The 26,589-nt window shown below is 66.6% G+C and carries 28 protein-coding genes; 13 read left to right on the forward strand and 15 right to left on the reverse strand.

The genetic code is table 11. From position 1 onward, the window contains the following. On the reverse strand, nt 1–1,195 hold a 1,195-nt coding region (glyS, locus tag NED98_RS22195; protein WP_265314518.1), incomplete at its 3' end, for a glycine--tRNA ligase subunit beta. Then, complete coding sequence (locus tag NED98_RS22200) at nt 1,192–2,061, reverse strand: glycine--tRNA ligase subunit alpha (RefSeq protein WP_265269114.1); 870 nt, start codon at nt 2,059–2,061, stop codon at nt 1,192–1,194. The genes NED98_RS22200 and glyS, both read right to left, overlap by 4 nt. Nucleotides 2,062–2,190: 129 nt before the next feature. Between NED98_RS22200 and NED98_RS22205 the strand changes: the two genes are divergently transcribed. From NED98_RS22205 to NED98_RS22240, 8 genes are all read left to right on the forward strand, one after another. After that, complete coding sequence (locus NED98_RS22205; RefSeq protein WP_265314519.1) at nt 2,191–3,087, forward strand: TraB/GumN family protein; 897 nt, start codon at nt 2,191–2,193, stop codon at nt 3,085–3,087. A gap of 194 nt (nt 3,088–3,281) precedes the next feature. Continuing rightward, nucleotides 3,282–3,905, forward strand: coding sequence for a 50S ribosomal protein L25/general stress protein Ctc (locus NED98_RS22210; protein ID WP_179510833.1), 624 nt, complete (start codon nt 3,282–3,284; stop codon nt 3,903–3,905). A gap of 81 nt (nt 3,906–3,986) precedes the next feature. After that, complete coding sequence (gene pth / locus NED98_RS22215) at nt 3,987–4,556, forward strand: aminoacyl-tRNA hydrolase (protein WP_265314520.1); 570 nt, start codon at nt 3,987–3,989, stop codon at nt 4,554–4,556. Nucleotides 4,557–4,558: 2 nt separating this feature from the next. Then, a complete protein-coding gene (locus NED98_RS22220) occupies nt 4,559–5,140 on the forward strand; it encodes a TIGR02466 family protein (RefSeq protein WP_265314522.1) in 582 nt (193 codons plus the stop codon). Nucleotides 5,141–5,255: 115 nt separating this feature from the next. Continuing rightward, entirely contained in the window at nt 5,256–7,070 is a 1,815-nt protein-coding gene (locus tag NED98_RS22225; RefSeq protein ID WP_265314524.1) for a hypothetical protein, read from the forward strand. A gap of 79 nt (nt 7,071–7,149) precedes the next feature. Then, nucleotides 7,150–8,250 carry a redox-regulated ATPase YchF gene (gene ychF / locus NED98_RS22230; protein ID WP_265269109.1) on the forward strand — a complete coding sequence of 367 codons (1,101 nt, stop codon included), beginning with the start codon at nt 7,150–7,152 and terminating at the stop codon, nt 8,248–8,250. 186 nt (nt 8,251–8,436) lie between these two features. Further along, nucleotides 8,437–9,711 (forward strand): alkaline phosphatase family protein, encoded by a 1,275-nt coding sequence (locus NED98_RS22235; protein WP_265314525.1) that lies wholly within the window; start codon nt 8,437–8,439, stop codon nt 9,709–9,711. Nucleotides 9,712–9,725: 14 nt separating this feature from the next. Next, nucleotides 9,726–10,181 carry a MaoC family dehydratase gene (locus tag NED98_RS22240; RefSeq protein ID WP_265314527.1) on the forward strand — a complete coding sequence of 152 codons (456 nt, stop codon included), beginning with the start codon at nt 9,726–9,728 and terminating at the stop codon, nt 10,179–10,181. A gap of 108 nt (nt 10,182–10,289) precedes the next feature. Here the strand turns inward: NED98_RS22240 and NED98_RS22245 are convergent, their stop codons facing one another. After that, nucleotides 10,290–10,670, reverse strand: a complete 381-nt coding sequence (locus NED98_RS22245; protein ID WP_265269106.1) for a hypothetical protein — start codon at nt 10,668–10,670, stop codon at nt 10,290–10,292. 235 nt (nt 10,671–10,905) lie between these two features. On the opposite strand from NED98_RS22245, the gene NED98_RS22250 reads away from it, so the two are divergent. After that, a complete protein-coding gene (locus tag NED98_RS22250; protein ID WP_265314529.1) occupies nt 10,906–11,415 on the forward strand; it encodes a hypothetical protein in 510 nt (169 codons plus the stop codon). Between the two features lie 81 nt (nt 11,416–11,496). Here the strand turns inward: NED98_RS22250 and NED98_RS22255 are convergent, their stop codons facing one another. The 4 genes from NED98_RS22255 to petA form a co-directional block, all read right to left on the reverse strand. Then, on the reverse strand, nt 11,497–12,030 hold the full coding sequence (locus NED98_RS22255; RefSeq protein ID WP_179510824.1) for an adenine phosphoribosyltransferase: 534 nt from the start codon (nt 12,028–12,030) through the stop codon (nt 11,497–11,499). A gap of 227 nt (nt 12,031–12,257) precedes the next feature. After that, nucleotides 12,258–13,100 carry a cytochrome c1 gene (locus tag NED98_RS22260; RefSeq protein WP_265269103.1) on the reverse strand — a complete coding sequence of 281 codons (843 nt, stop codon included), beginning with the start codon at nt 13,098–13,100 and terminating at the stop codon, nt 12,258–12,260. A 24-nt stretch (nt 13,101–13,124) separates the two neighbouring features. Further along, on the reverse strand, nt 13,125–14,414 hold the full coding sequence (locus NED98_RS22265; RefSeq protein WP_179510822.1) for a cytochrome b: 1,290 nt from the start codon (nt 14,412–14,414) through the stop codon (nt 13,125–13,127). Between the two features lie 12 nt (nt 14,415–14,426). Next, entirely contained in the window at nt 14,427–15,011 is a 585-nt protein-coding gene (gene petA, locus NED98_RS22270; protein ID WP_179510821.1) for a ubiquinol-cytochrome c reductase iron-sulfur subunit, read from the reverse strand. Nucleotides 15,012–15,230: 219 nt separating this feature from the next. Between petA and NED98_RS22275 the strand changes: the two genes are divergently transcribed. Next, entirely contained in the window at nt 15,231–15,680 is a 450-nt protein-coding gene (locus NED98_RS22275) for a tRNA (cytidine(34)-2'-O)-methyltransferase (RefSeq protein WP_265269102.1), read from the forward strand. A 132-nt stretch (nt 15,681–15,812) separates the two neighbouring features. On the opposite strand, the gene NED98_RS22280 is transcribed toward NED98_RS22275, so the two are convergent. Then, nucleotides 15,813–16,808: an NAD(P)H-dependent flavin oxidoreductase gene (locus NED98_RS22280; protein ID WP_265314531.1), complete on the reverse strand. Its 996-nt coding sequence runs from the start codon at nt 16,806–16,808 to the stop codon at nt 15,813–15,815. 165 nt (nt 16,809–16,973) lie between these two features. Then, the gene (locus NED98_RS22285; RefSeq protein ID WP_265269100.1) at nt 16,974–18,344 is read right to left on the reverse strand and encodes an acyl-CoA dehydrogenase family protein; all 1,371 of its coding nucleotides are present in this window, start codon (nt 18,342–18,344) and stop codon (nt 16,974–16,976) included. A 79-nt stretch (nt 18,345–18,423) separates the two neighbouring features. Here NED98_RS22285 and NED98_RS22290 point away from each other — a divergent pair, with 79 nt between their 5' ends. The 3 genes from NED98_RS22290 (at nt 18,424) to NED98_RS22300 (ending at nt 21,003) form a co-directional block, all read left to right on the forward strand. Continuing rightward, the gene (locus NED98_RS22290) at nt 18,424–19,416 is read left to right on the forward strand and encodes a phosphotransferase family protein (RefSeq protein ID WP_265314532.1); all 993 of its coding nucleotides are present in this window, start codon (nt 18,424–18,426) and stop codon (nt 19,414–19,416) included. Beyond that, entirely contained in the window at nt 19,413–19,757 is a 345-nt protein-coding gene (locus NED98_RS22295; RefSeq protein WP_265269098.1) for a DUF6285 domain-containing protein, read from the forward strand. Before NED98_RS22290 ends, NED98_RS22295 begins: the two co-directional genes overlap by 4 nt. A 61-nt stretch (nt 19,758–19,818) precedes the next feature. Beyond that, nucleotides 19,819–21,003 (forward strand): acyl-CoA dehydrogenase, encoded by a 1,185-nt coding sequence (locus tag NED98_RS22300; RefSeq protein ID WP_265314534.1) that lies wholly within the window; start codon nt 19,819–19,821, stop codon nt 21,001–21,003. A gap of 88 nt (nt 21,004–21,091) precedes the next feature. Here the strand turns inward: NED98_RS22300 and NED98_RS22305 are convergent, their stop codons facing one another. From NED98_RS22305 to cyoB, 6 genes are read right to left on the reverse strand one after another with little or no spacing between them, the layout of a single operon-like run. Next, nucleotides 21,092–21,622 carry a response regulator transcription factor gene (locus tag NED98_RS22305; protein WP_265314535.1) on the reverse strand — a complete coding sequence of 177 codons (531 nt, stop codon included), beginning with the start codon at nt 21,620–21,622 and terminating at the stop codon, nt 21,092–21,094. After that, on the reverse strand, nt 21,619–22,896 hold the full coding sequence (locus NED98_RS22310) for an ATP-binding protein (protein WP_265314536.1): 1,278 nt from the start codon (nt 22,894–22,896) through the stop codon (nt 21,619–21,621). The genes NED98_RS22305 and NED98_RS22310 overlap by 4 nt, the downstream gene beginning before the upstream one ends. After that, nucleotides 22,893–23,561, reverse strand: a complete 669-nt coding sequence (locus tag NED98_RS22315) for an SURF1 family protein (protein ID WP_265314538.1) — start codon at nt 23,559–23,561, stop codon at nt 22,893–22,895. The genes NED98_RS22310 and NED98_RS22315 overlap by 4 nt, the downstream gene beginning before the upstream one ends. Next, a complete protein-coding gene (gene cyoD, locus NED98_RS22320) occupies nt 23,558–23,941 on the reverse strand; it encodes a cytochrome o ubiquinol oxidase subunit IV (protein WP_265314540.1) in 384 nt (127 codons plus the stop codon). Before cyoD ends, NED98_RS22315 begins: the two co-directional genes overlap by 4 nt. Continuing rightward, nucleotides 23,938–24,552 carry a cytochrome o ubiquinol oxidase subunit III gene (cyoC, locus tag NED98_RS22325; RefSeq protein ID WP_265314560.1) on the reverse strand — a complete coding sequence of 205 codons (615 nt, stop codon included), beginning with the start codon at nt 24,550–24,552 and terminating at the stop codon, nt 23,938–23,940. Before cyoC ends, cyoD begins: the two co-directional genes overlap by 4 nt. Nucleotides 24,553–24,588: 36 nt before the next feature. After that, nucleotides 24,589–26,589 carry a cytochrome o ubiquinol oxidase subunit I gene (gene cyoB, locus NED98_RS22330; RefSeq protein WP_179510811.1) on the reverse strand — a complete coding sequence of 667 codons (2,001 nt, stop codon included), beginning with the start codon at nt 26,587–26,589 and terminating at the stop codon, nt 24,589–24,591.

The following is a 26,589-nucleotide window of genomic DNA, read 5'->3' on the forward strand; positions in this document are numbered from 1 at the left end:
GGCGAAGGCCGGGGTCCAGTTGCGAACCGCCCGATGCTGGACCCCGGCCTTCGCCGGGGTGGTTGCCGGAGGGTCCGACGATGCCTTCTTCCACCAGCCAGCGCGCCAGCTTGGCGACGCGTTCGACCTTGTCGGCCACCGTGCCGAGCTTTTCGTGGAAGACGATCTTTTCGAGCTTCTTCGCCTGCTCCTCCAGCGGCACCTTCAAATCGGTGTCGTAGAAGAAGCGCGCATCGGCCAGCCGCGCGGCGAGCACCTTGCGGTTGCCCTCGACGATCTTCGCGCCGCCGTCGCTCGCGGCGATATTGGCGGTGCAGACGAAGGCATTGGCGAGCTTCCCGTCGGCCGAGCGGCAGACGAAATATTTCTGGTTCACCCGCGCGGTGAGCTGGATCACCTCGGGCGGCACTTCGAGGAACGCCGCGTCGAAGCGGCCGAGCAACGGCACCGGCCATTCGGTCAGCCCGGCATTCTCGGCGACCAGCCCCTCGTCCTCGATCAGCTCCAGCCCCGCCTCGCACGCCAGCGCGGCGGCGCGGGTGCGGATCAGCGCCATCCGCTCGTCCTGATCGACGATGACATGCGCGGCGCGCAGTTTCTCGACATAATCCGCCGCCGAGCCGATCGTGATCGCGCCCGGATGATGGAAACGATGCCCGAGCGTCGCCGCCCCGCTATCCACCCCGGCGACCGAGACCGGCACGATCTCCCCGCCGAACAACGCGACGATGCCGTGCAGCGGACGCACCCAGCGCTGCGATTCGGTCGAGCGCGAGGTCGCGCCCCAGCGCATCGACTTGGGCCACGGAAACGCGCGGATCACCGCCGGGATCGCCGCGGCGAGCACCTCGGCAGTCGCGCGGCCGGGCCGCTCGGTCACCGCGAAGAACACCCCGTCGCGCTCTTCGAGCTGCTCGCGGGTCAGCCCGGTCTTGCGCAGAAAGCCGTCGAGCGCCTGCGGCGGCGCCGAACTGCGCGGCCCCTTCACTTCCTCGCGCACCGCTTCGGTCGCCTGCGGCAGATCGCGCAGGATCAGCGCGAGGCGGCGCGGGGTGGCATAGGTCACCGTCGCGGCGGCGGCGATGCCCGATTGCGCGAGTTCGGCAGCGAACAGCCGCGCGAGATCGTCGCGCGCCTTGGCCTGCATGCGCGCCGGGATTTCCTCCGAGCGGAGTTCGAGCAGGAAATCGGTCACGCCGCGGTCCAATCGGGATATTTTTCTTGCCATTGCGGCGTGTTCTTCTCGATCCACGCTGCGCAGCTCGCCTTGGCGAGATCGCGCACGCGACCGATATAGGCCTGGCGCTCCGCGACCGAGATCACGCCGCGCGCGTTGAGCAGGTTGAAGATATGGCTCGCTTCGATCGCTTGCTCATAGGCCGCGATCGGCAGCTTGGCCGCCAGCGCATTCTCGCATTCGGCCGCCGCCTTGCGGAACAGATCGAACAGAGCGTCGGTATTGGCGACCTCGAAATTCCACGTCGACATCTGCCGCTCGTTTTCGAGGAAGATGTCGCCATAGCTGACGCCGGCGTCGTTGAAGCGCAGGTCGTACACGTTATCGACATTCTGGATGTACATCGCGAGACGCTCGAGCCCGTAGGTCAGCTCGCCCGCCACCGGCTTGCAATCGAACCCGCCCATCTGCTGGAAATAGGTGAACTGGGTCACCTCCATCCCGTCGCACCACACTTCCCAGCCGAGCCCCCAGGCGCCGAGCGTCGGGCTTTCCCAATCGTCCTCGACGAAGCGGATGTCGTGGACGCTCATGTCCACCCCGATCGCGGCGAGGCTACCGAGATAGAGCTGCTGGAGATCGGGCGGGCTCGGCTTCAGGATCACCTGATATTGGTAATAATGCTGCAGCCGGTTGGGATTTTCGCCGTAGCGGCCGTCGGTCGGGCGGCGGCTGGGCTGGACGAAGGCGGCGTTCCACGTCTCCGGCCCCAGCGCGCGCAACGTGGTGGCGGGGTGGAAGGTGCCGGCGCCCATCCGCATGTCATAGGGCTGCAGGATCACGCACCCGCGCTCGCTCCAATAATGATGGAGGCGCAGGATCATGTCCTGAAACGAAAGCGGTGCGTCTGTTGACCTCGTGTTCATCGCGCGCGGGCCATGACGGATGGCTCGCCAACAGGCAAGTCTATGCGTAAATCACATTGTCCCGCTCTCGCCACGAGGTAGCCCGCGTTGTTCCGATCCGTCACCGCCGCATTCGCCACGCTTGGCCTTGCCTTTGCCCTTCCCGCCTGCGCCCAGCCCGCGCCGGTCGCGGCGAAGGATGCCGATCCCGCTCTGTGGGTGGTGAAGGACAAGGATACCACGATCTATCTGTTCGGCACGATCCATGTGCTGAAACCCGGGCTCTCGTGGTTCGACGAGGCGGTGAAGAAGGCGTTCGACAAATCGGGGACATTGGTGCTCGAAATGGTCGAGCCCGATCAGGCGACGCAGCAGAAGGTCGTGCTGTCCAAGGCGTTCGCGCTCGACGGGCCGACGCTGAGCGAGCAATTGCCCGCCGAGAAGCGCCCCGCCTTTGCCAAGGCGCTGAAGGACAACGGGCTGCCGCTCGCACAATATGATCGGATGCGGCCGTGGTTCGCCGCGATCAGCCTGTCGATCCTGCCCTTGGAAAAGCTCGGCTATGATCCCGCCAACGGCCCCGAGGGCATCCTGACCCGCGCGGCCAAGGCGCAGCACAAGCAGGTCATGGGGCTGGAGACCTTCGAGGGGCAGATGTCGCTGTTCGACAAATTGTCGCACAAGGGGCAGGTCGACTTGCTCGCCTCGACGATCGACGAACTGCCCAAGGCGCAGGAGAATATGGACAAGATGGTCGCCGACTGGGCGGCCGGGCGGCCGGACGAGCTGGCCAAGGAGATGAACGCCTCGCTCAAGGATACCCCCGAGGTGGCCGAGACACTGCTGATCAACCGCAACAAGCAATGGGCCGGCTGGATCGCCGAGCGGATGAAGAAGCCGGGGACGGTGTTCATCGCGGTCGGCGCGGGCCACCTCGCCGGGCCGGGGAGCGTGCAGGATCAGCTGCAGCGCTACAGGCTCAAGGCGGTGCGGATTCGCTACTGACCGCCCCTCTTACCACCCCGGCGAAGGCCGGGGTCCAGTCACGACCGGCCCGATGCTGGACCCCGGCCTTCGCCGGGGTGGAAGCGCCATTATTGATTTTCCCGCCATCTCCCGCTAAGCGCGCCGGCTTCCCGTCATGGTCATCCCTGGAGGCGTGGCGGGAGATGAACCTTATTCGTTTCGGAGATACTGCAATGAGCGACACGCTGACGCTCGCAGCCGAGACGCGTGATCGGGTTGGCAAGGGAGCCTCCCGTGATCTGCGTCGCAACGGCCGCGTCCCCGCCGTCATTTACGGCCAGAACAAGGAACCGACCTCGATTCACCTCGAGGAGAAGGCGCTCGTCAAGGCGCTGGGCACCGGGCATTTCATGAACTCGGTGATCATGGTCAACGGCGAGCGGACGCTGCCGAAGGACGTGCATTTCCATCCGGTGACCGATCGTCCGGTCCATGTCGACTTCCTGCGCATCAGCGCGCACGCCAAGGTGACGGTCGCTGTCCCGGTGGTGTTCGCAGATGAGGAAGCCGCGCCCGGCCTGAAGAAGGGCGGCGTGCTCAACATCGTCCGCCACGAGCTGGAGCTGGTGTGCGACGCGGCGGAGATCCCGGCCGAGATCACGATCTCGCTCAAGGGCTTCGACGTGGGCGAATCGATCCACATCTCGCATGTGACACTGCCCAAGGGCACCGCCTCGGCGATCGACGACCGCGATTTCACGATCGCGACGATCGTTGCGCCGTCGGCGCTCAAGTCGTCGGAAGGCGCGGCTGAAGCTGCTGCCGAGGACGAGGGCGAGGCCGACAAGGCGGAGTAATCCGTCGCCTCGGTTGATAGCCAGTTTCGGGCGGGGTGACGGCAACGTCCCCCGCCCGTTTCATGTCGGGAGGGTGAAATCATGCAATTGTGGGTGGGGCTGGGCAATCCCGGGCCGCAATATGCGATGCACCGGCACAATATCGGCTTCATGGCGCTCGACGTGATCGCCGAGGTGCACGGCTTCGGCCCGACGAGTAAGAAATTCCAGGGCTGGCTGCAGGAAGGCCGGCTGGGATCGGACAAGATCCTGCTCCTGAAGCCCGCGACCTTCATGAACGAAAGCGGCCGCAGCGTCGGCGAGGCGTTGCGCTTCTACAAGCTCGGCACCGACGCGCTGACCGTGTTCCACGACGAGCTCGATCTCGCGCCGTTCCGCGTCAAGGTGAAGACCGGCGGGGGCACCGCGGGGCATAACGGGCTGCGCTCGATCGACCGCCACCTCGGCCCCGATTTCCGCCGCGTGCGGATCGGCATCGGGCATCCGGGGCATAAGGATCGCGTGACGGGGCACGTTCTCGGCAATTATGCCAAGAGCGAAATCGAGCCACTGAGCGACCTGCTCGGCGCGATCGCGGCGGAGGCGCCGCTGCTCGCCGCGGGCGACGATGCGCGGTTCATGAACGATGTCGCGCTGCGGCTGGGGGAATAATCATGCCGGTCCGCGCCTTGTTCCCGACATTGTTCTACGAGGGCCAGATCGACGATGACGCGCTGATCGCCGAGCTCGAGCAATCCGCGCTGCAGCTGGCGCAGGACGATCGCGCGGGCCGGGCGTGGTCGCGTGCCAACGGCTATCGCGGCTATACCAGCTATGCCTCGCTCAACGACCTGCCGGCGCGCGATCCCGCCTTTGCCACGCTCAAGCGCAAGCTCGACCGGCATGTCGCGGCCTTTGCGGAGGAATTGCAGCTCGATCTGGGCGGGCGGCGGCTGCGGCTCGACAGCCTGTGGGTCAATGTCATGCAGCGCCACGCGACGCATAGCGGGCATATCCACCCGCATAGCGCGATTTCGGGCACCTTCTACGTCGCGGTGCCGCCGGGTTCGGGCGCGCTCAAGCTGGAGGACCCGCGGCTGCCGCTGCTGATGGCCGCGCCCTTGCGCCCCGATACCTTCGTCTATGCCGAGCCGGCGCAGGGTAGCGTGTTCCTGTGGGAGAGCTGGCTGCGCCACGAAGTGATGCCGAGCGACGCCAAGGAACCGCGGATCAGCATCAGCTTCAATTATAGCTAGGCCGGGCCGGGGCGCGGAGGGCAAATTGCTCCCGGATGAACCGGCGACCCAGAACCGGTTCATCACCGATGCGTTATCCAAACCGACTTACCGGGATGGATGGAGTCGTGATGCCATGGCCGGATTTCGCATTTCGCATCTGAGCGCGACGGTGGCGCTTGCCGCGCTCGCCGTCGCCGGGTGCAACCGCACCCCCAACGCCAATCAGGCGCTGCTCGACAACCAAAGCGCCGCCGCGCCGCTGCCGACGCTGCCCGCGACCTTGCCGATGACCGATATCGCCGCGCCGCCCCCAGCCCCCGCGCCGGCCGCCGCCGCGCTGCCCGACACCCGCCCGATCCGCACGGTGCGGGTGCACGATCCGCGCCGCGGGGCCGAATATGCCTATGCCGACGCGGCCTCCCGATTCTCCGACGCTTTGGGCGAGGCGCCCCCGGATTACGGCTTCGACTATGCCGGGGTCCAGCCCTGGGCATGGGAGGGCTATGACGATTCGCTCGTCTTCGCCGAGCCGGTCTCCGGCGGCTATCGCACTTATTATTACCAGCCCGGCGAGGAACAGCCGTATTTTGTCCGGGATCCTTATTATTCCTACGGTTATGACAATGGGCAGCTCGCAGTGGTCTATGACGCGGGCGGGGATATCGTGCCGTGGGAGGATTATGGGCCGCAGGTGGTCTATGCCTCGCGCTATCTCGTCCGCGGGCGCGATCTATGGCGTGCGTCGCGCGGCGACCGGATTTCGATCAATGTCCAGAACTGGACCAATTACCGCATCAATTACTTCAACCAGCAGCAACGCTGGGACGCGGCCCGATCGCGCCAGCCCTTGTGGGTGAATTACGCGCAACAGGATGCCGCCGCGCAACGCCACTGGCAGGCCGAGCAGGCGCGCCGCCGCATCGATCAGCAGCGTTTCGACGCCTGGCAGGCGCAGGGCTTCCGCGCCGCGCCGCCGCCACGCGCAATTCCGGCGCAATGGCAGCAGGCCTCATGGGCGCGCGATCCGCATCGCTTCACCCCGGTTGCCGCCACCGTCGCCGGCGGCGCGGCGGTCGCCGCCGGGGCGCTGATCGCGCACAATGCGCAGCTCCACCGCCAGCAGCAGCAGCAATTGATGCAGGCGCAACAGGCCAATACGGTGCGGCTCCAGCGCGAGCAGGCGCTGCAGCAGCAACAGCAGCGCGCCTTTGCCGCGCGCGAACAGGCGCAGGCGCGCAGCTTCCAGGCCGGGCAGCAGCGCGAGATGCAGCAGCAGGCCGCGCTCGCCCGCCAGCAACAGGCGCAGGCCGCCCGCCAGCAGCAGAACGAGCGTATCCTCGCGCGGCGTCAGCAGGCGCAGGCCAATGCGCAGCGCGCGCAACAGCTTCGCAACGAACGCGCGACGATCCAGCGCGAACAGCAGGCGGCGCGGGTCCAGCAGCAACAGCAGCGCGTCGCCGCGCAACGCGAGCAGCAGGCGGCCCGCGCGCAGCAGCAACAGCAGCGCCTCGTCGCGCAGCGCGAGCAGCAGGCGGCTCGTGCGCAGCGGGACCAGCAGGTCCGCAGCGAGCGCGCGACGATGCAACGCGAGCAGCAAGCCGCGCGGATGCAGCAGCAGCAGGAACGCGCCGCCGCGCAACGCGAGCAACAGGCCGCTCGTGCTCAGCGCGATCAGCAGATGCGGGCGGAACGCGCGACGATGCAGCGTGAGCAACAGCAGCAGGCCCGCATCGAACGCGCCAATGTGCAGCGCGAACAGCAGGCTGCGCGTGCCGAACAGCAGCAGGCGCGCGCGCAGGAGATGGCGCAGCGTCGCCAGCAGGCCGAAGCCGCCCGTGCGCAACAGGCGCAGGCCCGTGCGGTGCAACGCGCGGAATCGCGCCCTGCCCCTCGCCCCGAGCCGCAGCGCCCGGCGCCGCATCGCGAAAACCCGCACGGCGGACGGTGAGGAAACTCGGGCCTCGGGGTGGCGCGACGCGGGCATAGGCTGTACGGCGCCCGCGTCCCCTATACCTTGAGGAACGAACATGGGTTTCCGTTGCGGCATCGTGGGCCTGCCCAATGTGGGCAAGTCCACCCTCTTTAACGCGCTGACCGAAACGGCGGCGGCGCAGGCCGCGAATTATCCGTTCTGCACGATCGAGCCCAATGTCGGCAATGTCGGGGTCCCCGATCCGCGGCTCGACAAATTGGCCGCGGTTGCGGGCTCGGCCAAGATCATCGAGACGCAACTCGCCTTCGTCGACATCGCCGGGCTGGTGCGCGGCGCCTCCAAGGGCGAGGGGCTCGGCAATCAGTTTCTCGGCAATATCCGCGAGGTGGACGCGATCGTCCACGTCCTGCGCTGCTTCGAGGACGGCGACGTGACGCATGTCGAGGGCAAGGTCGATCCGATCGCCGATGCCGAGACGGTCGAGACCGAATTGATGCTCGCCGATCTCGAAAGCCTCGAAAAGCGCGTGCCCAATTTCGTCAAGAAAGGCCAGTCGGGCGACAAGGAAGCGAAGATCGCCGCCAGCGTGCTCGGCCAGGCGCTCGATCTGCTACGCGACGGCAAACCAGCGCGGCTGACCCAGCCCAAGGATGTGGAGGAAGCGCGGGTCTTCGCGCAGGCGCAATTGCTCACCGCCAAGCCGGTGCTCTACGTCTGCAACGTCGAGGAAGCGAATGCCGCCAACGGCAATGCGCATTCGGCGCGGGTGTTCGAAAAGGCCGCGGCCGAGGGCGCCGAGGCGGTAGTCGTCTCCGCTGCGATCGAGGCCGAGATCGCGACGATGCCGGTCGAGGATCGCGGCGAGTTCCTCGCCGAGCTGGGGCTGGGCGAAACCGGGCTCGCCCGCGTGATCCGCGCTGGATACAAATTGCTGCATCTCCTCACCTTCTTCACCGTCGGGCCGAAGGAGGCACGCGCCTGGACGGTCGAGGCCGGGGCGAAGGCGCCGCAGGCCGCCGGGGTGATCCACACCGATTTCGAACGCGGCTTCATCCGCGCGGAAACGATCGCCTATGACGATTATGTCACGCTCGGCGGCGAAGCCGGCGCGCGCGAGGCGGGCAAGCTGCGTCAGGAAGGCAAGGAATATGTCGTCCAGGACGGCGACGTGATGCTGTTCCGGTTCAACGTTTAATAGGTTCACTGTCTTCCCCGTTCGCCCTGAGCTTGTCGAAGGGCGGCCCCAACTCACGAACGGCAGGACGCCCTTCGACAAGCTCAGGGCGAACGGGGGGTGGACCGTAACGCTGTAAGCGCGCGTCTCGGGTACGCCGCGATTTCCGCCTTCCGCCTGTCATCTGTCGGGCGTAAGCGCTTCATTATGATCGCTCGTTTGCTCGCGCTCGCCGCGCTCGTGGCCCTTGGCGGCTGCGCCACCGCCCCCACGCCCGCTCCCGTTGCTGCCGCGCAATCGGCGGCGGAGCGGCGCGCGCCGGTCACCATCCTCGTCTCGATCGACGGCTTCCGCCCCGATTATCTCGATCGCGGCGCCAGCCCGAACCTGTCGCGGCTCGCCGCGGGCGGGGTGTCGGCGGCGATGCGGCCGTCCTTCCCGTCGAAGACCTTTCCCAATCACTGGACGTTGGTCACCGGGCTGCGCCCCGATCGCCACGGCGTCGTCGCCAACAATATGGAAGACCCCGCCCGCCCCGGCGAATTGTTCACGATGGCCAATGACGACCCGTTCTGGTGGAACACTGCCGAGCCGATCTGGGTGACCGCGGAAAAGGCCGGCATCCACACCGCGGCGATGTTCTGGCCCGGCTCTGCGGTCGGCTGGGGCGGGACGCGGGGGAGCGCGTGGCCGTATAAGGTCGTCGGCGGCACCCGCCCGACCGACTGGCAGCAATTCACCCAGGAAATGCCCGACGAGAATCGCGTCCGCGCGGTGATCGACTGGTTGCGCCGCCCCGCCGCGACGCGGCCGGGGTTCGTGACGCTCTATTTCGATACCGTGGACACCGCCGGGCACGAATATGGCCCCGCGAGCGACAAGGTGACCGCGGCGGTGGGCGAGGTCGATCGCGCGATCGGCGATCTCGTCGCGGGGCTCGCGGAGCTGGGTCAGCCCGCCAATCTGGTGATCGTCGCCGATCACGGCATGGCCGAAACCAGCAACAATCGCGTGATCGCGCTCGACCAGCTGATCGGCCCGGCCGACGCGCGGATCATCGAATCGGGGCCTTATGCCAGCTTCGTCCCGATTCCGGGCCATGAACAGGTGGTGGAGGCGACGTTGCTCAAGCCACACGCCCATCTGCAATGCTGGCGCAAGGCGGAGATTCCCGCGCGTCTCCATTATGGCGCCAACGTCCGCGTCCCGCCCTATTTCTGTCTCGCCGAGGACGGCTGGGTGACGATGAAGACCGCGCCCGCCAAGCCCTTCACCCGCGGCGAGCACGGCTATGACAATGAACAGGCCGATATGCGCGCTTTGTTCATCGCCAATGGCCCGGCGTTCGCGCGGGGCAAGACATTGCCGACATTCGACAATGTTGATGTCGCGCCCTTATTGCGCGATCTCATCGGGCTGCCCGCCGGCACCGGGCTGGACGGCGACGACGCGCCGTTCCGCGGGGTGCTGAAGCGGCAATAAGCGAAAGGGAGCGGATGCAATATTTCGAGGATATCGCGGTCGGGGCCAAATCGAGCTTCGGCAATTATCCGGTGACGCGCGAAGAGGTGATCGCTTTCGCGCAGAAATATGATCCGCAACCGTTCCACCTCTCCGACGAGGAGGCGGCGGGGACGCATTTCGGGCGGCTCTCGGCGAGCGGCTGGCATACCTGCGCGATGGTGATGTCGATGGTCGTCGAGAATCTGAAGAACCACCGCCAGGCCGGACTCGGATCGCCGGGGGTGGACGAATTGCGCTGGCTCAAGCCGGTCTATCCCGGCGACACCTTGCGCTGCGAGACCGAGGTGATCGAGAAGCGGCGCTCGCAAAGCCGCCCCGAAATGGGGATTTTCAAGAGCCGCATGACGGTATTCAATCAGGACGGCGTCGCGGTGATGTCGATGATCTCGAACGGGCTGATCCGCACGCGGCCCGACAATGAGAATTGAGGCGCGAGAATCGAGGTGACGGACGGCCGGCAGGAGGTGCTGCCGACCGTCCGCCTTCGAGCGCGCCGGAAGCCGGTACCGACCGGCAGCGGCGCGGCCCGACCTTAATTACGGATGACGCCCGCCGTGGCCGCCGCCGCGCGGGCCGCCGCGGAAATCGTGCCAATTGGGGCGCGGACCGCCGGGGCGGACGCCCGGCGCACCGCCGCCGGGGCGACCGCGCCAATAGCTGTCGCCCCTGCCCTGCCAGTAACGACGCTGGTCGTCGTTCCAGCGATACGAGCGCCGGTAGCGATCGTAGACGTAGATGCCGGTGCCGGGATAATAATAATCGCCGTACCAGCCCCAATAGCCGGGGCCGTAGCCGTCATAATAGCTCGGGCCGTAACCGACCGCGACGCCGCTATAGCCATAGCCGTCATTGCAGGCCGCGACACCCAACCCCGCCGCACCGATCAGCGCCAACAGCGCGATGCGCTTGCGATTCATCGCTTTTCTCCCACGGGGTCGCGCGCGGAGATTGCGCCGCGCATCGATCCGCTATGCCGCGGTTATGGGCCTTTTCGGCTTAAGCGGTGCTGAATTGACGCTTTCTCTCCCGTTCAGCATCGCGGCGAAGCAGCGGCGCGCGTTGTAACGCTGAGTTCATCCCTGCTTAAGCGCAATCTCGCTATTAAAAATTGTCGGCAAAATAACAATCCTTATGCCGCGCGGGAGAGTGGCAATGAATCGCAAGCATATCGCGGTGCTGCCGTTGATCGGCATCGCAAGCATTGCCGCAGCGGCGTGCACCGAACGCTACGGACATGACGGCATTTCAGCCGGCTACGCATCGGGTTATTATAGCGGATACGCGCCTTACTGGCGCTGGTACGGCAATTATTATTACCCCGGCACAGGGGTTTACGTCTACGATCGCCATCGCCGCGCGCACCATTGGGACGACAACCAGCGCCACTATTGGCAGAATAGAATCGACGCTCGTCGCACTCACCCGGGCGGCACGTCCCCCGCGCGCTCACATGATCTGCGGCCGAACTGGCGTGATTTCGGCCATGGAGCGCACGCCGGTCGCCCGGACGCAGGCCATTCCCCGGCTGCACGCCCACATGTCGGTAACCCCGGTCGCGGCCACGCGAGCGGGGGCCAGCACGGCGGCGCTCATCGCGGAGACGGCCATTCCGGCGGCGGACATGCAAACGGCGGACACAACGGGCACAACCCGCACCACTGATCTGCCTCGCCCCGCTTCTTGTGTCCCCGCCTTCGCGGGAGCCCAAGGAGAGAGAAAGCGCCGCACCTGGCGGCGCTCCCCTCAATGCCCCGGAAACGCCACCAGCGCGTCGACCCGCAGCCCGTCGCCGCGCAACGCCGCCGCGCCGCCGAGATCGGGCAGATCGACGAGGAACTGCGCCTGCGTCACCACCGCCCCTGCCTTGCGCAGCAACCGGATCGCGGCGCGCGCGGTGCCGCCGGTGGCGATGAGATCGTCGACCAGCAACACCCGCGCGCCCGGCGCAAGCGCATCGGCGTGCATCGCGATGCGATCCTGGCCATATTCGAGCGCATAATCCTCGGCGATCGTCGCGCCGGGCAATTTGCCGTCCTTGCGGATCAGCAGCACCCCGGCCTCGAGCGGCACCGCCAGCGCCGCTGCGAACAGAAAGCCGCGCGCCTCGATCCCCGCGACCAGATCGACCGGCCCGTCGGTCGCCGCGACCATCCGCTCGACGCACGCCGCCAGCCCCGCGGGCGACAGCAGGAGCGTGGTGATGTCGCGAAACTGGATGCCGGGCTTGGGAAAATCCGGGATCGTGCGGATCAGTGCCTTGAGATCGTCGTTCGCCATTCTTTCGGTCCTAGATCATGCCGCCTACAATAGCGATCGCCCGTCTTTCCACCCCGGTGCAGGCCGGGGTCCAGTTGCGATCAGCCCGATACTGGGCCCCGGCCTGCGCCGGGGCGGGACGATAGAAGCCTCGCTCTCATCTCAAACGCGAAGCGGCGGCCGTGGGGTTGGTCCCGCGGCCGCCGCTCGGTTTGCCCGCCCCTTCATGCGAAGGGGCGACGCGATTCTCAATGCTTCTGGTCGCGCCACACGTTCTGATAGGCGCCCCAGACGAGGAACAGGAAGATCGCGAGGAACACCACCGTCGCCAGCCCCGCGCCGTGGCGCGATTCGAGGTTCGGTTCGGCGCTCCAGGTCAGGAAGGCGGCGACGTCGCGCGCCATCTGGTCCTTGGTCGCCTTGGTGCCGTCGGCGTAGGTGATCTGCCCGTCCTGGGTCAGCGGCGGCGGCATCGCGATGTTGAGGTTCGCGAACGCCGGGTTGTAGTGCAGACCCTTCGGCGTCTTCGAGCCGGGGAAATCCTTCACCAGTTCGGCCGGCTGATCGCGATAGCCCATCAGCAGCGCATGGACGTAGTTCGACCCGTCCTCGCGCGCCTTGGTGATCAGCGACAGATCGGGCGGCAGCGCATTGTTGTTCGCGGCGCGCGCGGCGATCTCATTGGCAAACGGCGACGGGAAGGGATCGGCGGGCACGTTCTTGCGCGTCGCCGCTTCGCCCGTCTCCGGGTTGATCGTCGGCTGCTCGATCACCCAGGCCTCGGCGATCGCCTTCACCTGGCCGGCCGAATAGCCGATCTTGGTGAGATCGCGGAAGTGGACGTACTTCAGCGAATGGCACGCCGAGCAGACTTCCTTGTAGACCTGGAAGCCGCGCTGGACCTGCTGCAGATCGAACTTGCCGAGCAGCCCCGCCGATTTCAGCCCGATATCCTCGGGGTGAACGTGGAACACGTGCTCGGCGGATTCGGGCGCCGGATCGGTGATGGCGGTCTTGATCGTGCCGAACAGCGCGAAGCCGAGGGCCGCCACGAACGCCGCGCCGATCAGGAGTGCGATGGTACGAACCATTGTCTTATCAGTCCCCCGTTCGGCTCAGTGCGCCAGCGCCGGTTCGGCGTGCGCGGTTTCCCCATGCTTCGCCAGCACCGCTTCGGTGATCGACGTGGGCAGCGGGAGCGGACGCTCCGAACGCGAAATCCACGGCAGGATGATCAGGAAGTGCGCGAAGTAATACATCGACGCGATCTGCCCCATGATCACGTTGCGGGCGATCGGCTCCGCCCCGCCGACATAGCCGAGCACCAGCACGTCGAGCAGCAGCACGCCCAGGAACACGCGATACTTCGGGCGATAGCTGGCCGAGCGCACCGGCGACGAATCCAGCCACGGCAGGAAGAACAGCAACAGGATCGAGCCGAACATCGCCAGCACGCCCCACAGCTTCGCCGGGATCCACAGGAAGTTGAAGGTGAACGACTTCAGGATCGCGTAGAACGGCAGGAAATACCATTCGGGCACGATGTGCGCCGGCGTCGAGAGCGGGTTCGCCTCGATATAATTGTCCGGGTGGCCGAGCAGGTTCGGCGCGAAGAACACCAGGAGCGCGAACACCAGGAAGAATGCGCCGACGCCGACGCCGTCCTTCGCGGTGTAATAAGGATGGAACGGCACGGTATCCTGCTCGCCCTTCACGTCCACGCCGGTCGGATTGTTCGAGCCGGGGATGTGCAGCGCCCAGATGTGCAGGATGATGACACCCGCGATCACGAACGGCAGCAGATAGTGGAGCGAGAAGAAGCGGTTGAGCGCGGCATTGTCCGGCGCGAAACCGCCCAGCAGCCACACGCGGATCGTTTCGCCCACGCCCGGTATCGCCGAGAAGAAGCCGGTGATGACCTGCGCGCCCCAGAAGCTCATCTGGCCCCACGGCAGCACATAGCCCATGAAGGCGGTGGCCATCATGAGAAGGAAGATCACCACGCCCAGCAGCCACACCATCTCGCGCGGCGCCTTGTACGAGCCGTAATAGAGCCCGCGGGCGATGTGGACATAGACGACGAAGAGGAACATCGAGGCGCCGTTGGCGTGCGCATAGCGCAGGAACCAGCCGCCGTTGACGTCGCGCATGATATGCTCGGTCGAACCGAAGGCGACCAGCGCGTTCGGCGCATAATGCATCGCCAGCACGACGCCGGTGATGATCTGGCACACCAGCGCCACCCCGGCGAGCACGCCGAAATTCCACCAGTAATTGAGGTTGCGCGGCACCGGATAGCCGGCGCCGATCGAATTGTAGACGAGGCGCGGCAACGGCAGCTTCTCGTCGAGCCACCGCATCAGCGGCTGCTTAGGCTCATAGTGCTTGGCCCAGGGAAAGCTCATGTGCGTGCTACCTCAGCCGACCTTGACGGTCGTGTCAGACGTGAAGGTGTAATCGGGAACGTGCAGGTTGAGCGGCGCCGGCCCCTGGCGGATGCGCGCGGCCGTATCATAGGCCGAGCCGTGGCACGGGCAGAAATAGCCGCCGAACGGCCCGCGATTCTCGCCCTCGCCCGCACCCAGCGGCACGCAGCCGAGGTGGGTGCAGACCCCCAAAGTGATCAGCCAGTTCTTCTTGCCCGGCTTGGTGCGCTGCTCCAGCGTTTGGGGATCGCGCAGCGAGCTCACCGGCACCGCATCGGCCTCGGCGATTTCCGCCGGGGTGAGATTGCGGACGAACAGCGGCTGCTTGCGGAAGATCGTCTTGATCGCCTGGCCCGGCGCGATTTTCGACAGGTCGACGTCGGTGGTCGCCTGCGCCAGCACGTCGGCGGAGGGGTTCATCTGGTTGATCAGCGGCAGGACGATGACGCCCGCGCCGACCCCGGCCCACGCCACGGCAGCGATGTTGATGAAATCGCGGCGGCGGGGATCGTGACCTTCCTCATGATACCGGGTCGGGTTCGCACCCGGGGGAATCGCCTCTTCGACCGTCGCCATTCGCTAACCCTTATCCCTTCCTGTCAGGCGGGCGAACGGTGTCGGATCTGCTCCTCCCACGCCCGCCATCGCCCCCGTCCCCACGGAGTTGATGGCCTGATAGCCTCGCCCCCCCTGCCTGCCAACAGCATTTTGCGCAACCCCGCGCGGGCATTTCCTTGAACTTCCCTTACGCTCGCGCCTTCCGTCGACCCGCCCGCGGCGCTATCCGCACCGACGATGCGCATCGCTCTTTACGAACCCGATATCGCGGGCAATGTCGGCACGATCCTGCGCCTCGCGGCGTGCATGGGGCTCGGGGTCGACCTGATCGAGCCGATGGGCTTCCCGTGGAGCGACCGCGCGCTCGCGCGTGCCGGGATGGACTATGCAGGGGCAGTCGCGGTGACGCGCCATGCCGATTGGGCGGCGTTCATCGCGCAGGCGCCGGGGCGTATCGTCCTCGCCACCACCACGGGGGCGATTCCGTTGCCCGAGGCGACCTTCCGTACGGACGATATCCTGCTGTTCGGATCGGAGGGCGCCGGGGTGCCGATCACGGTCCACGATCGCGCCGACATGCGGGTACGCGTGCCGATGCAGCCGGGGTTCCGCTCGCTCAACGTCGCGGTGTCGGCGGCGATGATGCTCGGCGAAGCGCTGCGCCAGACGGGGGGATGGGCCGAGTGATTCGACCCACTTTCTCCCCTCCCTGGTGAAGGGGGGGCCGGGGGTGGGTGGGCTTGAGGCGCGCGTGACGGTCCCCCCACACCAACCCACCCCCGCCCCCTCCCTTGTTCAAGGGAGGGGAGAAACTACGGCTTACTGCGCCGCCTCGGCATAGCGGTGGACCATCTGCGCCAGCCGGCCGTCGATGATCTCCTCCGCCTCGGCGACGATCCGGTCGACCAGTTCCTTGACGGTGGGGATGTCGTTGATCAGCCCCTGGATCATCCCGGCGGACCAGATGCCGCCGTCGGTATCGCCATGTTCCATCGCCGCGAGCCCGCGCTTGCCGGCGACAAGATGCTGGACATCCTCGAACTTCGCCCCGCCGCGCTTCTCGATCGCGACCACTTCCTGGCTGACCGCATTCTTCATCACCCGCGCGGTATTGTGCAACGTGCGGAAGATCAGATCGGTCGCGCGCTCGTCATTCTCGACCATCTTCTGCTTGAAGCTCTCGGGAATCTCGGCCTCCTGCGTGACGCAGAAGCGCGTGCCCATGTTGATCCCGTCGGCGCCGAGCGCGAGCGCCGCGACCAGCCCGCGCCCGTCACCGAACCCGCCCGAGGCGAGCATCGGCACCTTCACCTTGTTCGCCGCCGCGGGGATCAGGATCAGCCCGGGGATATCATCCTCGCCCGGATGCCCGGCGCATTCGAAGCCGTCGATCGAGATCGCGTCGACCCCCATCCGCTCTGCGGAAAGCGCGTGGCGGACCGCGGTGCATTTGTGGATCACCTTGATGTCGTGCGCCTTGAAATCGTCGACATGCTCCTGCGGCTTATACCCCGCGGTCTCGACGATCTTGACCCCGCCCTCGATGATCGCGCGGCGATATTCGGCATAGGGCGGCGGGGTGATCGTCGGCAGGATCGTGAGGTTCACCCCGAACGGCTTGTCGGTCATGTCGCGGCAGCGCGCGATCTCCTTCGCCAGCGCCTCGGGGGTCGGCTGGGTCAGCGCGGTGATGAAGCCCAATGCGCCGGCATTGGCCACGGCAGCGACGAGCGGCGCGCGGCCGACCCACTGCATCCCGCCCTGCGCGATCGGATAGTCGATCCCGAACGCCTCGGTGAACCGCGTCTTGAGCATCCCTGTCTCTCCTAACCTCTCCGTAACATATGTTACGCCGATTCGCTGCGCTGCCGCAAGCCCTGCTTGGGGGGACCGCCTACCCTCCAGCCGGGCGAAGGCCGGGGTCCAGTCACGACCGGCCCGTTGCTGAACCCCGGCCTTCGCCGGGGTGGTATACTTTACTCAATCGCGCTTCCCGATCGCCTGCCAGCCGGTGCGCGGGCGGATCTGGCTCTCCTCGCGGTAATCGACATCGTCCCACCCAAGGTCGGCGAATTCCTGCCGCCGCGGCCCGATATAGCCGAACAGGAACGCCGCGACCTTGCGCATCTGGATCTCCTCCGCGCCCTCGGTGATGCGATAGCGGCGGTGGTGGCGATAGATATGCTCGAACGGCTTGTGCCGCGAATAGCCGATCCCGCCGTGGACCTGCATCGCGCGGTCTGCCGCCTCGCAGCACAAGCGATTCGCCCAGTAATTGCACATCGAGACCTTGTCCGAGATGCGCTTCTCCACCTCCGGGTGGGGCATCTGGTCCATTTCCCACGCGGTCTTGCGGATCAGCAGCCGCAGCATCTCGGCCTGGGTCGCCAGCTCGACCAGCGGGAACTGGATCGCCTGGTTGCGCGCCAGATCCTCGCCGAACGGCTTGCGCTGCCGCGCGTAACGCACCGCTTCCTCGATGCAATAGACCGCCGCGCCGAGCGACGACGCCGCCTGCCGGATGCGGTTTTCGTGGACGAAGCTCTGCGCGAGCGGCAGCCCGTTATCGACGGGTCCGAAAATCGCGCTGTCGGGCACCCACACATCGGTGAAGCTGACCCGCGGGTGATCGGTCGGCATGTTGAAGGTCCACAGATATTCCTCGACCTTCACCCCCGGCGCATCGGCCGGCACGAGGAAGCAGGTGATCCCGCGCGCCGCGCCGTCCTCGCCCGAGGTGCGCGCGAACAAGGCGCAATGGCTGGCGACGTGCATCCCGGTCGTCCACATCTTTTCGCCGTTGAGCAGCCAGCCGTCGACCCCGTCACGCGCCTCGCGCACCCCGCGGGTTGCCATATGAGTGGCGTCCGATCCGTGATCGGGCTCGGTCAGCCCGAAGGTGATTCGCTTGCTGCCGTCGAGCATGCCAGGGATGAATTCGGCCTTTTGCGCCTCGGTCCCGAAATCGTCGAACATCTTGGCGAAGGGGTTGTTGGCGACGATCGAATGCTCGGTCTGCAGATCGTTGTGCAGCCCCAGCCCCTTGGCCGCGAGATATTCGCGGATCACGCACATCCACAGGTTCGACCCGCCTTTGCCGCCGAATTTGGGGAGCAGGGCGAAGCGCAGATGCCCCGCCTTGTCGGCGCGGCGCTTCGCCTCGCGCATCAGCTCCTCCCACTCCTCGCGCGGGAGGCCGCCATTGTCGAAATCGGTGCGCGCCCATTCGCGGCGGTGATCGAAGAAGCGGATATTGTCGTCCGCCTCCTCGAGTGGCCGGATTTCGGCGTCGATGAAGGCGTCCAGCTCGGCCAGATAGTTGACCAGATCCTCGGGCAGCGCAAAATCCATTGATCCTCTCCGAAATTACTTAGTATGCTTAGTGAATTATCGGACCGCCAAACGACAAGCGAAAAGTGACCGGGAAAAAATGAGCGAGATCGCCGAACGACTGGCCGCTTTGGTGCCGAAACTGGCCGGAGACGGCGCCGAGATCAACGGGCTGACGCGGCTGACCGGCGGCGCGAGCATGGAGACATGGGCATTTTCCGCGGTGCCAGCGGCGGGCGATGCGATCCCGCTAATCCTGCGCCGCGGCACCTCCCCGCTCGCACGCCACCCGGGGAAGAAGCCGCCGCTGCGGATCGAGGCCGAGCTGATCGCCGCCGCGGTGGCGAACGGCGTCCCTGCCCCGAATGTCGTGCATATCTGCAGCGAGCCCGACGGGCTGGGCGAGGCCTATATCATGGCGCGCGTCTCGGGCGAGACGCTGGGCAAGCGCATCGCCACCGACCCGGCTTTTGCCCCGGCGCGCGCGGTGCTGGCGCGGCAATGCGGGGCGGCGCTGGCGCGGATTCACGCCACGCCGCCGGTCGCCGGGGTCGAGACGCTCGACGTGCGCGCGACGCTCAGCGGTTATGAGGAGACATGGCGCGCCTCGGGGCTGGTGCGGCCGACGATCGAGGCTGCGTTCCGCTGGCTCGAACGACGCGTGCCGACGGCGGGTGCGCTCACGCTGGTCCACGGCGACTTCCGCAATGGCAATATAATGGTCGACGCCCAAACCGGGCTTGCCGCGGTGCTCGACTGGGAATTGGCGCATGTCGGCGATCCGGCGGAGGATATCGGCTGGATCTGCTGCAACAGCTGGCGCTTCGGCCAGCCGGGGAAGCGCGTCGGCGGATTTGGCGATCTCGACGATCTGCTCGCGGGCTATGTCGAGGCGGGCGGCGCGCCGATCGACGCCGCGCGCGTCGATTTCTGGCAGATGCTCGGCAGCCTCAAATGGGGAGTGATGACGACGATGATGCACGCGCGTTGGGCCGCCGACCCTTCCGCCGGCCCCGAACGTGCGGTGATCGGGCGGCGGCTTTCTGAGACCGAGACCGATATCGTCGCGATCATCGAACGGAGCGCTTCATGATCACCCACCCGACCGCACAGGCGCTGGTGGAGGGCGTCGCGCGCTGGCTGCCGGTCGACGGCAGCGCGAGCGGCTTTGCCCTGCGCGTCGCGCGCAACGCGCTGGAGATCGCAGCGCGCGACATGGCGCTCGGCCCCGCCGCCGACGCCCGCGCGGTCGAGCGGCTGCGCGCGCTGACCGGCGGCGACGGCACGCGCGACGCGCTCGACCGGCGGCTCACCGAGATGATCCGCGCCGGCGAGATCGCCCCCGACGACCCCGCGCTGATCGCGCATATGAAGGCCTGCGCGCTCGATTCGCTCGCGATCGACCAGCCGAAATACGCCCACGAACTCGGCTGACCACTGGACAAGCCGCGCCATTCCCGCGAAGCCGCGCCTCAGCCTCTGAGGAGAGATGATGATGGCCGGTATTGGCGCGTTCGATTGGTCCGATCCTTTCCTGCTCGACGAGCAGCTCACCGACGACGAGCGGATGGTGCGCGATACCGCGCGCGCCTATGCCGAAGACCGGCTGGCGCCGCGGATCATCGATGCTTTCGCCAAAGAAGTGACCGATCCGGCGATCTTCCGCGAGATGGGGCAGCTCGGGCTGCTCGGCCCGACGGTGCCGGAGGAATATGGCGGGGTCGGCGCGAGCTACGTCGCTTACGGCCTTGTCGCGCGCGAGGTCGAGCGGATCGATTCGGGCTATCGCTCGATGATGAGCGTCCAGTCGAGCCTCGTGATGTATCCGATCTACGCTTATGGCTCGGAGGAGCAGAAGCGTAAGTATCTGCCCAAGCTGGCGAGCGGCGAATGGATCGGCTGTTTCGGGCTGACCGAGCCCGACGCCGGCTCCGATCCGGGCGGGATGAAGACGCGCGCGGTCAAGACCGACGGCGGCTATCGCATCTCGGGCAGCAAGACGTGGATCTCGAACGCGCCGATCGCCGATGTGTTCGTGATCTGGGCCAAGTCCGACGCGCACGGCGGGGGCATCCGCGGCTTCGTGCTCGAAAAGGGCATGAAGGGGCTTTCCGCGCCGAAGATCGAGGGCAAGCTTTCGCTGCGCGCGTCGATCACCGGGATGGTGATGATGGACGAGGTCGAGGTCGGCGACGAGGCGCTGCTCCCCGAGGTGCAGGGGCTGAAGGGGCCGTTCGGCTGCCTCAACCGCGCGCGTTACGGGATTTCGTGGGGGGCGCTGGGCGCGGCCGAATTCTGCTTCCACGCCGCGCGGCAATATGGCCTCGATCGCAACCAGTTCGGCCGCCCGCTCGCCGCCAACCAGCTCTACCAGAAGAAGCTCGCCGATATGGAGACCGAGATCGCGCTCGGGCTGCAGGCGAGCTTGCGCGTCGGGCGACTGATGGACGAGGGCAAGTTCGCGCCGGAGATGATCTCGATCGTCAAGCGCAACAATGTCGGCAAAGCGCTCGATATCGCGCGGATGAGCCGCGACATGCACGGCGGCAACGGCATTTCCGGCGAATATCAGGTGATGCGCCACCTGATGAACCTCGAGACGGTCAACACCTATGAGGGCGCGCATGACGTCCACGCGCTGATCCTCGGGCGGGCGATTACGGGGATCGCAGCCTTTTAACGAACCGTCGCCCCAGCGAAAGCTGGGGCCGCGTGCCGCAAACCGCGCCCCTGCGGCCGAGATCCCAGCTTCCGCTGGGATGACGGCATTAAATATGCCGCTTCTCCAATTTCCGCGCCAAGGTGCGGCGGTGGAGGCCGAGGCGGCGCGCGGCTTCGGAGATGTTGAAATCGGTATCCACCAGCGTCTGGTGGATATGCTCCCATTCGAGCGTCTTGATGCTCGTCGTGCGGGTGGCGATGTCGGCGTCGGGATCGCCGTCGACGCGCGCGAAGGCGGCCTCGATATCGTCGGTATTGGCGGGCTTGGTCAGGTAATTGGTCGCGCCCAATTTGATCGCCTCGACCGCGGTGGCGATGCTAGCGAAGCCGGTCAGCACCACGATCCGCATCGTCGCATCGAGCGCGTGGAGCATCTGCACGCAGGTCAGCCCCGAGGCGCCGCCACCGAGCCGCAGATCGACCACCGCATGATCGGGCGCGAAATCGCGCGCCACCTGCTCCAGCCCGTCGGGCGCGTTGGACACCGCGACACGATAGCCGCGCCGCTCGAACGAGCGCGCCAGCGTGCGCGCGAACACCGCGTCATCCTCGACGATCAGCAGCCGCCGTTCGGTCATCGTCGTTCCTCCAGCGCCAGCGCGGCGAGCGGGATGCGCAAGGTGACCAATGCGCCGCCGTGCGGATCGTTGCGCGCCTCCAGCGCGCCGCCCAGCGTCCGCAGCACATTGGCGGCGAGGAACAGGCCCAGCCCCGCGCCGCGCCGCTCCTTGCTGCTCTGATACGGCCGCCCGATGGTTTCGAGGAAGGCGGGCGGAAAGCCGCGCCCGTCGTCGCGCGCGGTGATCAGGATATCCGCCTCGCCCGCGGCGTCACGGACCAGTTCGAGCAGCAACGTAACCCCCGACGCCCCCGCCTCGATCGCATTGTCGAGCAGGTTGATCAGCGTCTGCGCCAGCGCGCGATCGGCGACGATCGGCGGATCGGTGGCAAGCCCGTCGACCAACGTCACCAGCTCGGGCCGCCCCCAGCGCTCGACGATCCCGCCGACGAAGCGGCGCAAGGTGGTGCGTGCGGGCGCCTCGCCGGTCACCTCGCCCGCGGCGAACAGGATGCCCGCGAGGATTTCCTTGCAGCGCGCAACCTCCGCCTCCATCTCCGCCACCTCGGCGGCGAGCGCCGGGTCGTGCGCCTCGCGGCGCCAGTCGCCGAGCGCGACCGACAAGGTCGCCAGCGGGGTGCCGAGCTCATGCGCCGCGCCGCTCGCGAGGAGGCCGATCCGCACGATATGCTCCTGCTCGGTCGCGCGCTGGCGCATCGTCGCGAGATGCGCGTCGCGCTCGCGCAGGTTGCGCGCGATACGGGTGACGAACGCCACCACCAGCACCGCGGCGAGGACGAAGCTGAACCAGCTTCCCGCCTTATAGGCCACCGACAGATGGCTGACGAAGCCGGGCTGCAACGGCAGCGGGTGGTGGACGACGGTGAGCAGGGCGAAGGCGGCGCTGGTCACCGCGACGAGCAGCCAGCTCGACCACGCCTCGAGCAGCACCGCACCGAGCACGACCTGCAGCAGGAACAAGGTGATGAACGGATTGGTCGCCCCGCCCGACAAAGCGAGCTGGACGGTGAGCGCGGCGACGTCGATCAGCAGCGCGCCGAGCAATTCGCCGTTGCTGACCGAGCGGAAGCGGACCGAGGCAAGCTGGAGCAGATTGAGCGCGACCAGCCCGCCGAGCGTCGCGAGCATCGGGAACAGCGGGAGCCGGATATCGAGGACGAACTCGACCAGCAGGATCGTCGCGAGCTGCCCGCCCACCGCAAGCCAGCGCAGCAGCACAAGCAGCAGCAGGTTGCGCCGCGCGGCATCCTCGCGGCCCACAAATGCCGTCACCGCGCGCGCTTTCGCATCGCCCGCCACGCCAGCACGGCGAGCAGCGCGGCCATCGCGAACCAGGTCAGCGCATAACTGAGATGCGCGTTGCGGAAGGCGACGACGGTCAGCCCGCCGCGCGGCCAGTCACTGCCGTTCGGCCCCGCGTCGATGAACCACGGCGCGACCGCGCCGAGCCGCTGCGCCGCGGCGATCGCCGCCACGTCGCGCGAATACCAGCGCCCGGCGGCGGGATCGTTGGACCGCAGGAAGCCCCCGCCCGGCTCGCTCAGCCGGATCAGCCCGGTCACCGTCGCCGGCCCGGCGGCAGGCGGCGCGCGGCCGCGCATGTCGGCGGGGACGAAGCCGCGGTTGATCAGGATGCGCCCGTTTGCGGTATCGAGCGGGGTCATCACCCAATAGCCGCCGCCGAGCGCGGTCAGCGCCTGGACATAGACATCATGCCCCGGGAGGTAGCGGCCGCTGGCGACGACGCGGGTGTAGGCGTCATCCTCGGTCAGCGTCTTGCTCGCCGGCGGGGCCGCCACCGGGGCCGCCGCCAGCTTCGCATCGACGCGCTCGATCAGCGCGAGCTTCCACGTCCGCCGTTCGAGCTGCCAGATGCCGAGCGCGACGAACCCCAGGATCGCCGCAATGGTCAGCGCTCGCGCGGCGACGCCCTTCACATCCCGCCCATATCCATCGGCGGCGCGCCATGCGCCGCGGGCGGCGCCATCTGCGGCATCATATAATGGTTCATGTTGAACATCACCCACAGCGACCCCGCCAGCACGATCACCACGATCACCACCGTGAAGATCAACGCCATCAGCGTCCAGCCGTGTTCGGACCGCGCGTTCATATGGAGGAAATAGACCATGTGGACGACGATCTGCACCATCGCCAGCCCGGCGATGATCGCGGCGGTGACGCGGACATCGGCGATCACCCCGCTCATCACCAGCCCGAACGGGATGGCGGTAAGCACCACCGACAGCAGGAAGCCGGTGACGTAATCGCGCCGCGTGCCGTGCGGCGCACCGCTGTCGTTTTCGTGCGCGCTCATGATGCCATCGACCCCAGCAGATAGACGAAGGTGAAGACGCCGATCCACACGACGTCGAGGAAGTGCCAGAACAGCGACAGGCATTCCAGCCGCCGGACATTGGCAGGGATCAGCCCCTTGCGCGCGACCTGCACCATCAAGGTGACGAGCCAGATCGAGCCCGAGAAGACGTGCAGCCCGTGGGTGCCGACCAAAGCGAAGAAGCTCGACAGGAACGCCGAGCGCCCCGGCCCCGCGCCCTCGTGGATCAGCTCCGAAAACTCGAACAATTCGATTCCGAGGAAGCCGAGGCCGAACAGCAGCGTGACCAGCAGCCAGCGCAACGCCGCCGATTTGCGCTGCTCGTGCGCGGCGATCATCGCGAAGCCGTAGGTGATCGACGAGAACAGCAGCAGCGCGGTGTTGACCGCAACCAGCTTCAGATCGAACAATTCGTGGCTGGTCGGGCCGCCCGCGAAGCTGCGGCCATAGACGCCCCACGACGCGAACAGCATCGCGAAGATGAGGCAGTCGCTCATGATGTAGAGCCAGAAGCCGAGCATCGTGCTCGACCCGCTCTCGTGATGATGCGGCTCGGTCTCCCAATAGATCGGGGTGGCGCCCTCGGTCATTGGGGCGGCGGCGGTGGGGTTGCTATGCGCCATGGTTCAGGCCCCTGCTGCCGCCAGCGCCTTGAGGCGCGCGGTCTCCGTCGCGGCGACCTCGGCCGCCGGGATGTTGAAATCGCGATCGTAATCGAAGCTGTGGAAGATCGCGTAGCCGATCACGCTGAGCATCCCCAGCCCGACCATCCACCAGATGTGCCAGATCAGCCCGAACCCGACGATCATCGACAGCCCGGCGAGGATCACGCCCGCGCCGGTGTTGCGGGGCATATGGATGTCGAGCCAGCCCTGCGTCGGCGCCATCTGGTTCTTGGCCTTCATATCGTCCCACGCGTCGAGATCGTGGATCACCGGCGTGAAGGCGAAATTATAGTCGGGCGGCGGCGACGAGGTCGACCATTCGAGCGTGCGACCGTGCCACGGATCGCCGGTGACGTCCTTCAGCGCCTCGCGGTTGCGGATGCTGACCGCGATCTGGATCAGGAAGGCGGCGATGCCGATCGCGATGATCCCGGCGCCGACCGCGGCGATGACGAACCAGATCTGCAGCGACGGATCCTCGAAGGTGCGCAACCGGCGCGTCACCCCCATCAGCCCGACGATATAGAGCGGGGTGAACGCCACCCAGAAGCCGATCACCCAGCTCCAGAAGCTCACCAGCCCCCATGTGCGATCGAGCTTGAAGCCGAACGCCTTGGGCCACCAGTAATTGATCCCCGCGAACATCCCGAACAGCACCCCGCCGATGATGACATTGTGGAAGTGGGCGACGAGGAACAGCGAATTGTGCAGCACGAAATCGGCGGGCGGCACCGCGAGCAGCACCCCGGTCATCCCGCCGATGACGAAGGTCAGCATGAACGCGATCGACCACATCATCGGCAGCTCGAAGCGGATGCGGCCGCGGTACATCGTGAACAGCCAGTTGAAGATCTTCGCCCCCGTCGGGATGGAGATGATCATCGTCGTGATGCCGAAGAAGCTGTTGACCGTCGCGCCAGACCCCATCGTGAAGAAATGGTGCAGCCACACGAGGTAGGAGAGGATGCAGATGACGATGAGGGCGTAGACCATCGAGGTGTAGCCGAACAGCCGCTTGCTCGAGAAGGTCGAGACGACCTCGCTGAACACGCCGAATGCGGGGAGGACGAGGATGTAGACCTCCGGGTGGCCCCAGATCCAGATCATGTTCACGTACATCATCGGGTTGCCGCCCGCTTCGTTCGTGAAGAAATGCGTGCCGAGGTAGCGATCGGCGCCGAGCAGCGCGAGCACCGCGGTGAGCACCGGGAAGGCGGCGACGATCAGCACGTTGGTGACGAGCGCCGACCAGGTGAACACCGGCATCTTCATCAGCGTCATCCCCGGCGCGCGCAGCTTGACGATCGTCGCGATCAGATTGACGCCGGATAACAAGGTGCCGACGCCCGCGATCTGCAGCGCCCATATGTAATAGTCGACCCCGACATCGGGCGAGTAATCGAGCCCCGACAAGGGCGCCATCGCCAGCCAGCCGGTCCGCGCGAATTCGCCGACGAACAGGCTCATCATGACCAGGATCGCGCCCGCGGTGGTCATCCAGAAGCTGAAATTGTTGAGGAACGGGAAGGACACATCGCGCGCGCCGATCTGCAGCGGGACGATATAGTTCATCAGCCCGGTGACGAACGGCATCGCGACGAAGAAGATCATGATCACGCCGTGCGCGGTGAACACCTGATCATAATGGTGCGCCGGGAGGTAGCCCTCGCTGCCGTTGAAGGCAATCGCCTGTTGCAGCCGCATCATGATCGCGTCGGCGAAGCCGCGCAGCAGCATCACCGTGCCGAGCACGAGATACATGATGCCGATCCGCTTGTGGTCGACGGTGGTGAACCACTCGCGCCACAGGTAATTCCACAATTTGTAATAGCTGAGCGCGCCGACCAGCGCGATGCCGCCGAGCGCGACCATCGCGAAAGTGCCGAGCAGGATCGGCTCGTGATAGGGAATGGCCTCCAGCGTCAGGCGGCCGAACAGGAACTTGGTCACGGCTTCGGACAT

Source organism: Sphingomonas lycopersici (genome assembly GCF_026130605.1).
GTDB classification, from domain to species: domain Bacteria; phylum Pseudomonadota; class Alphaproteobacteria; order Sphingomonadales; family Sphingomonadaceae; genus Sphingomonas; species Sphingomonas lycopersici.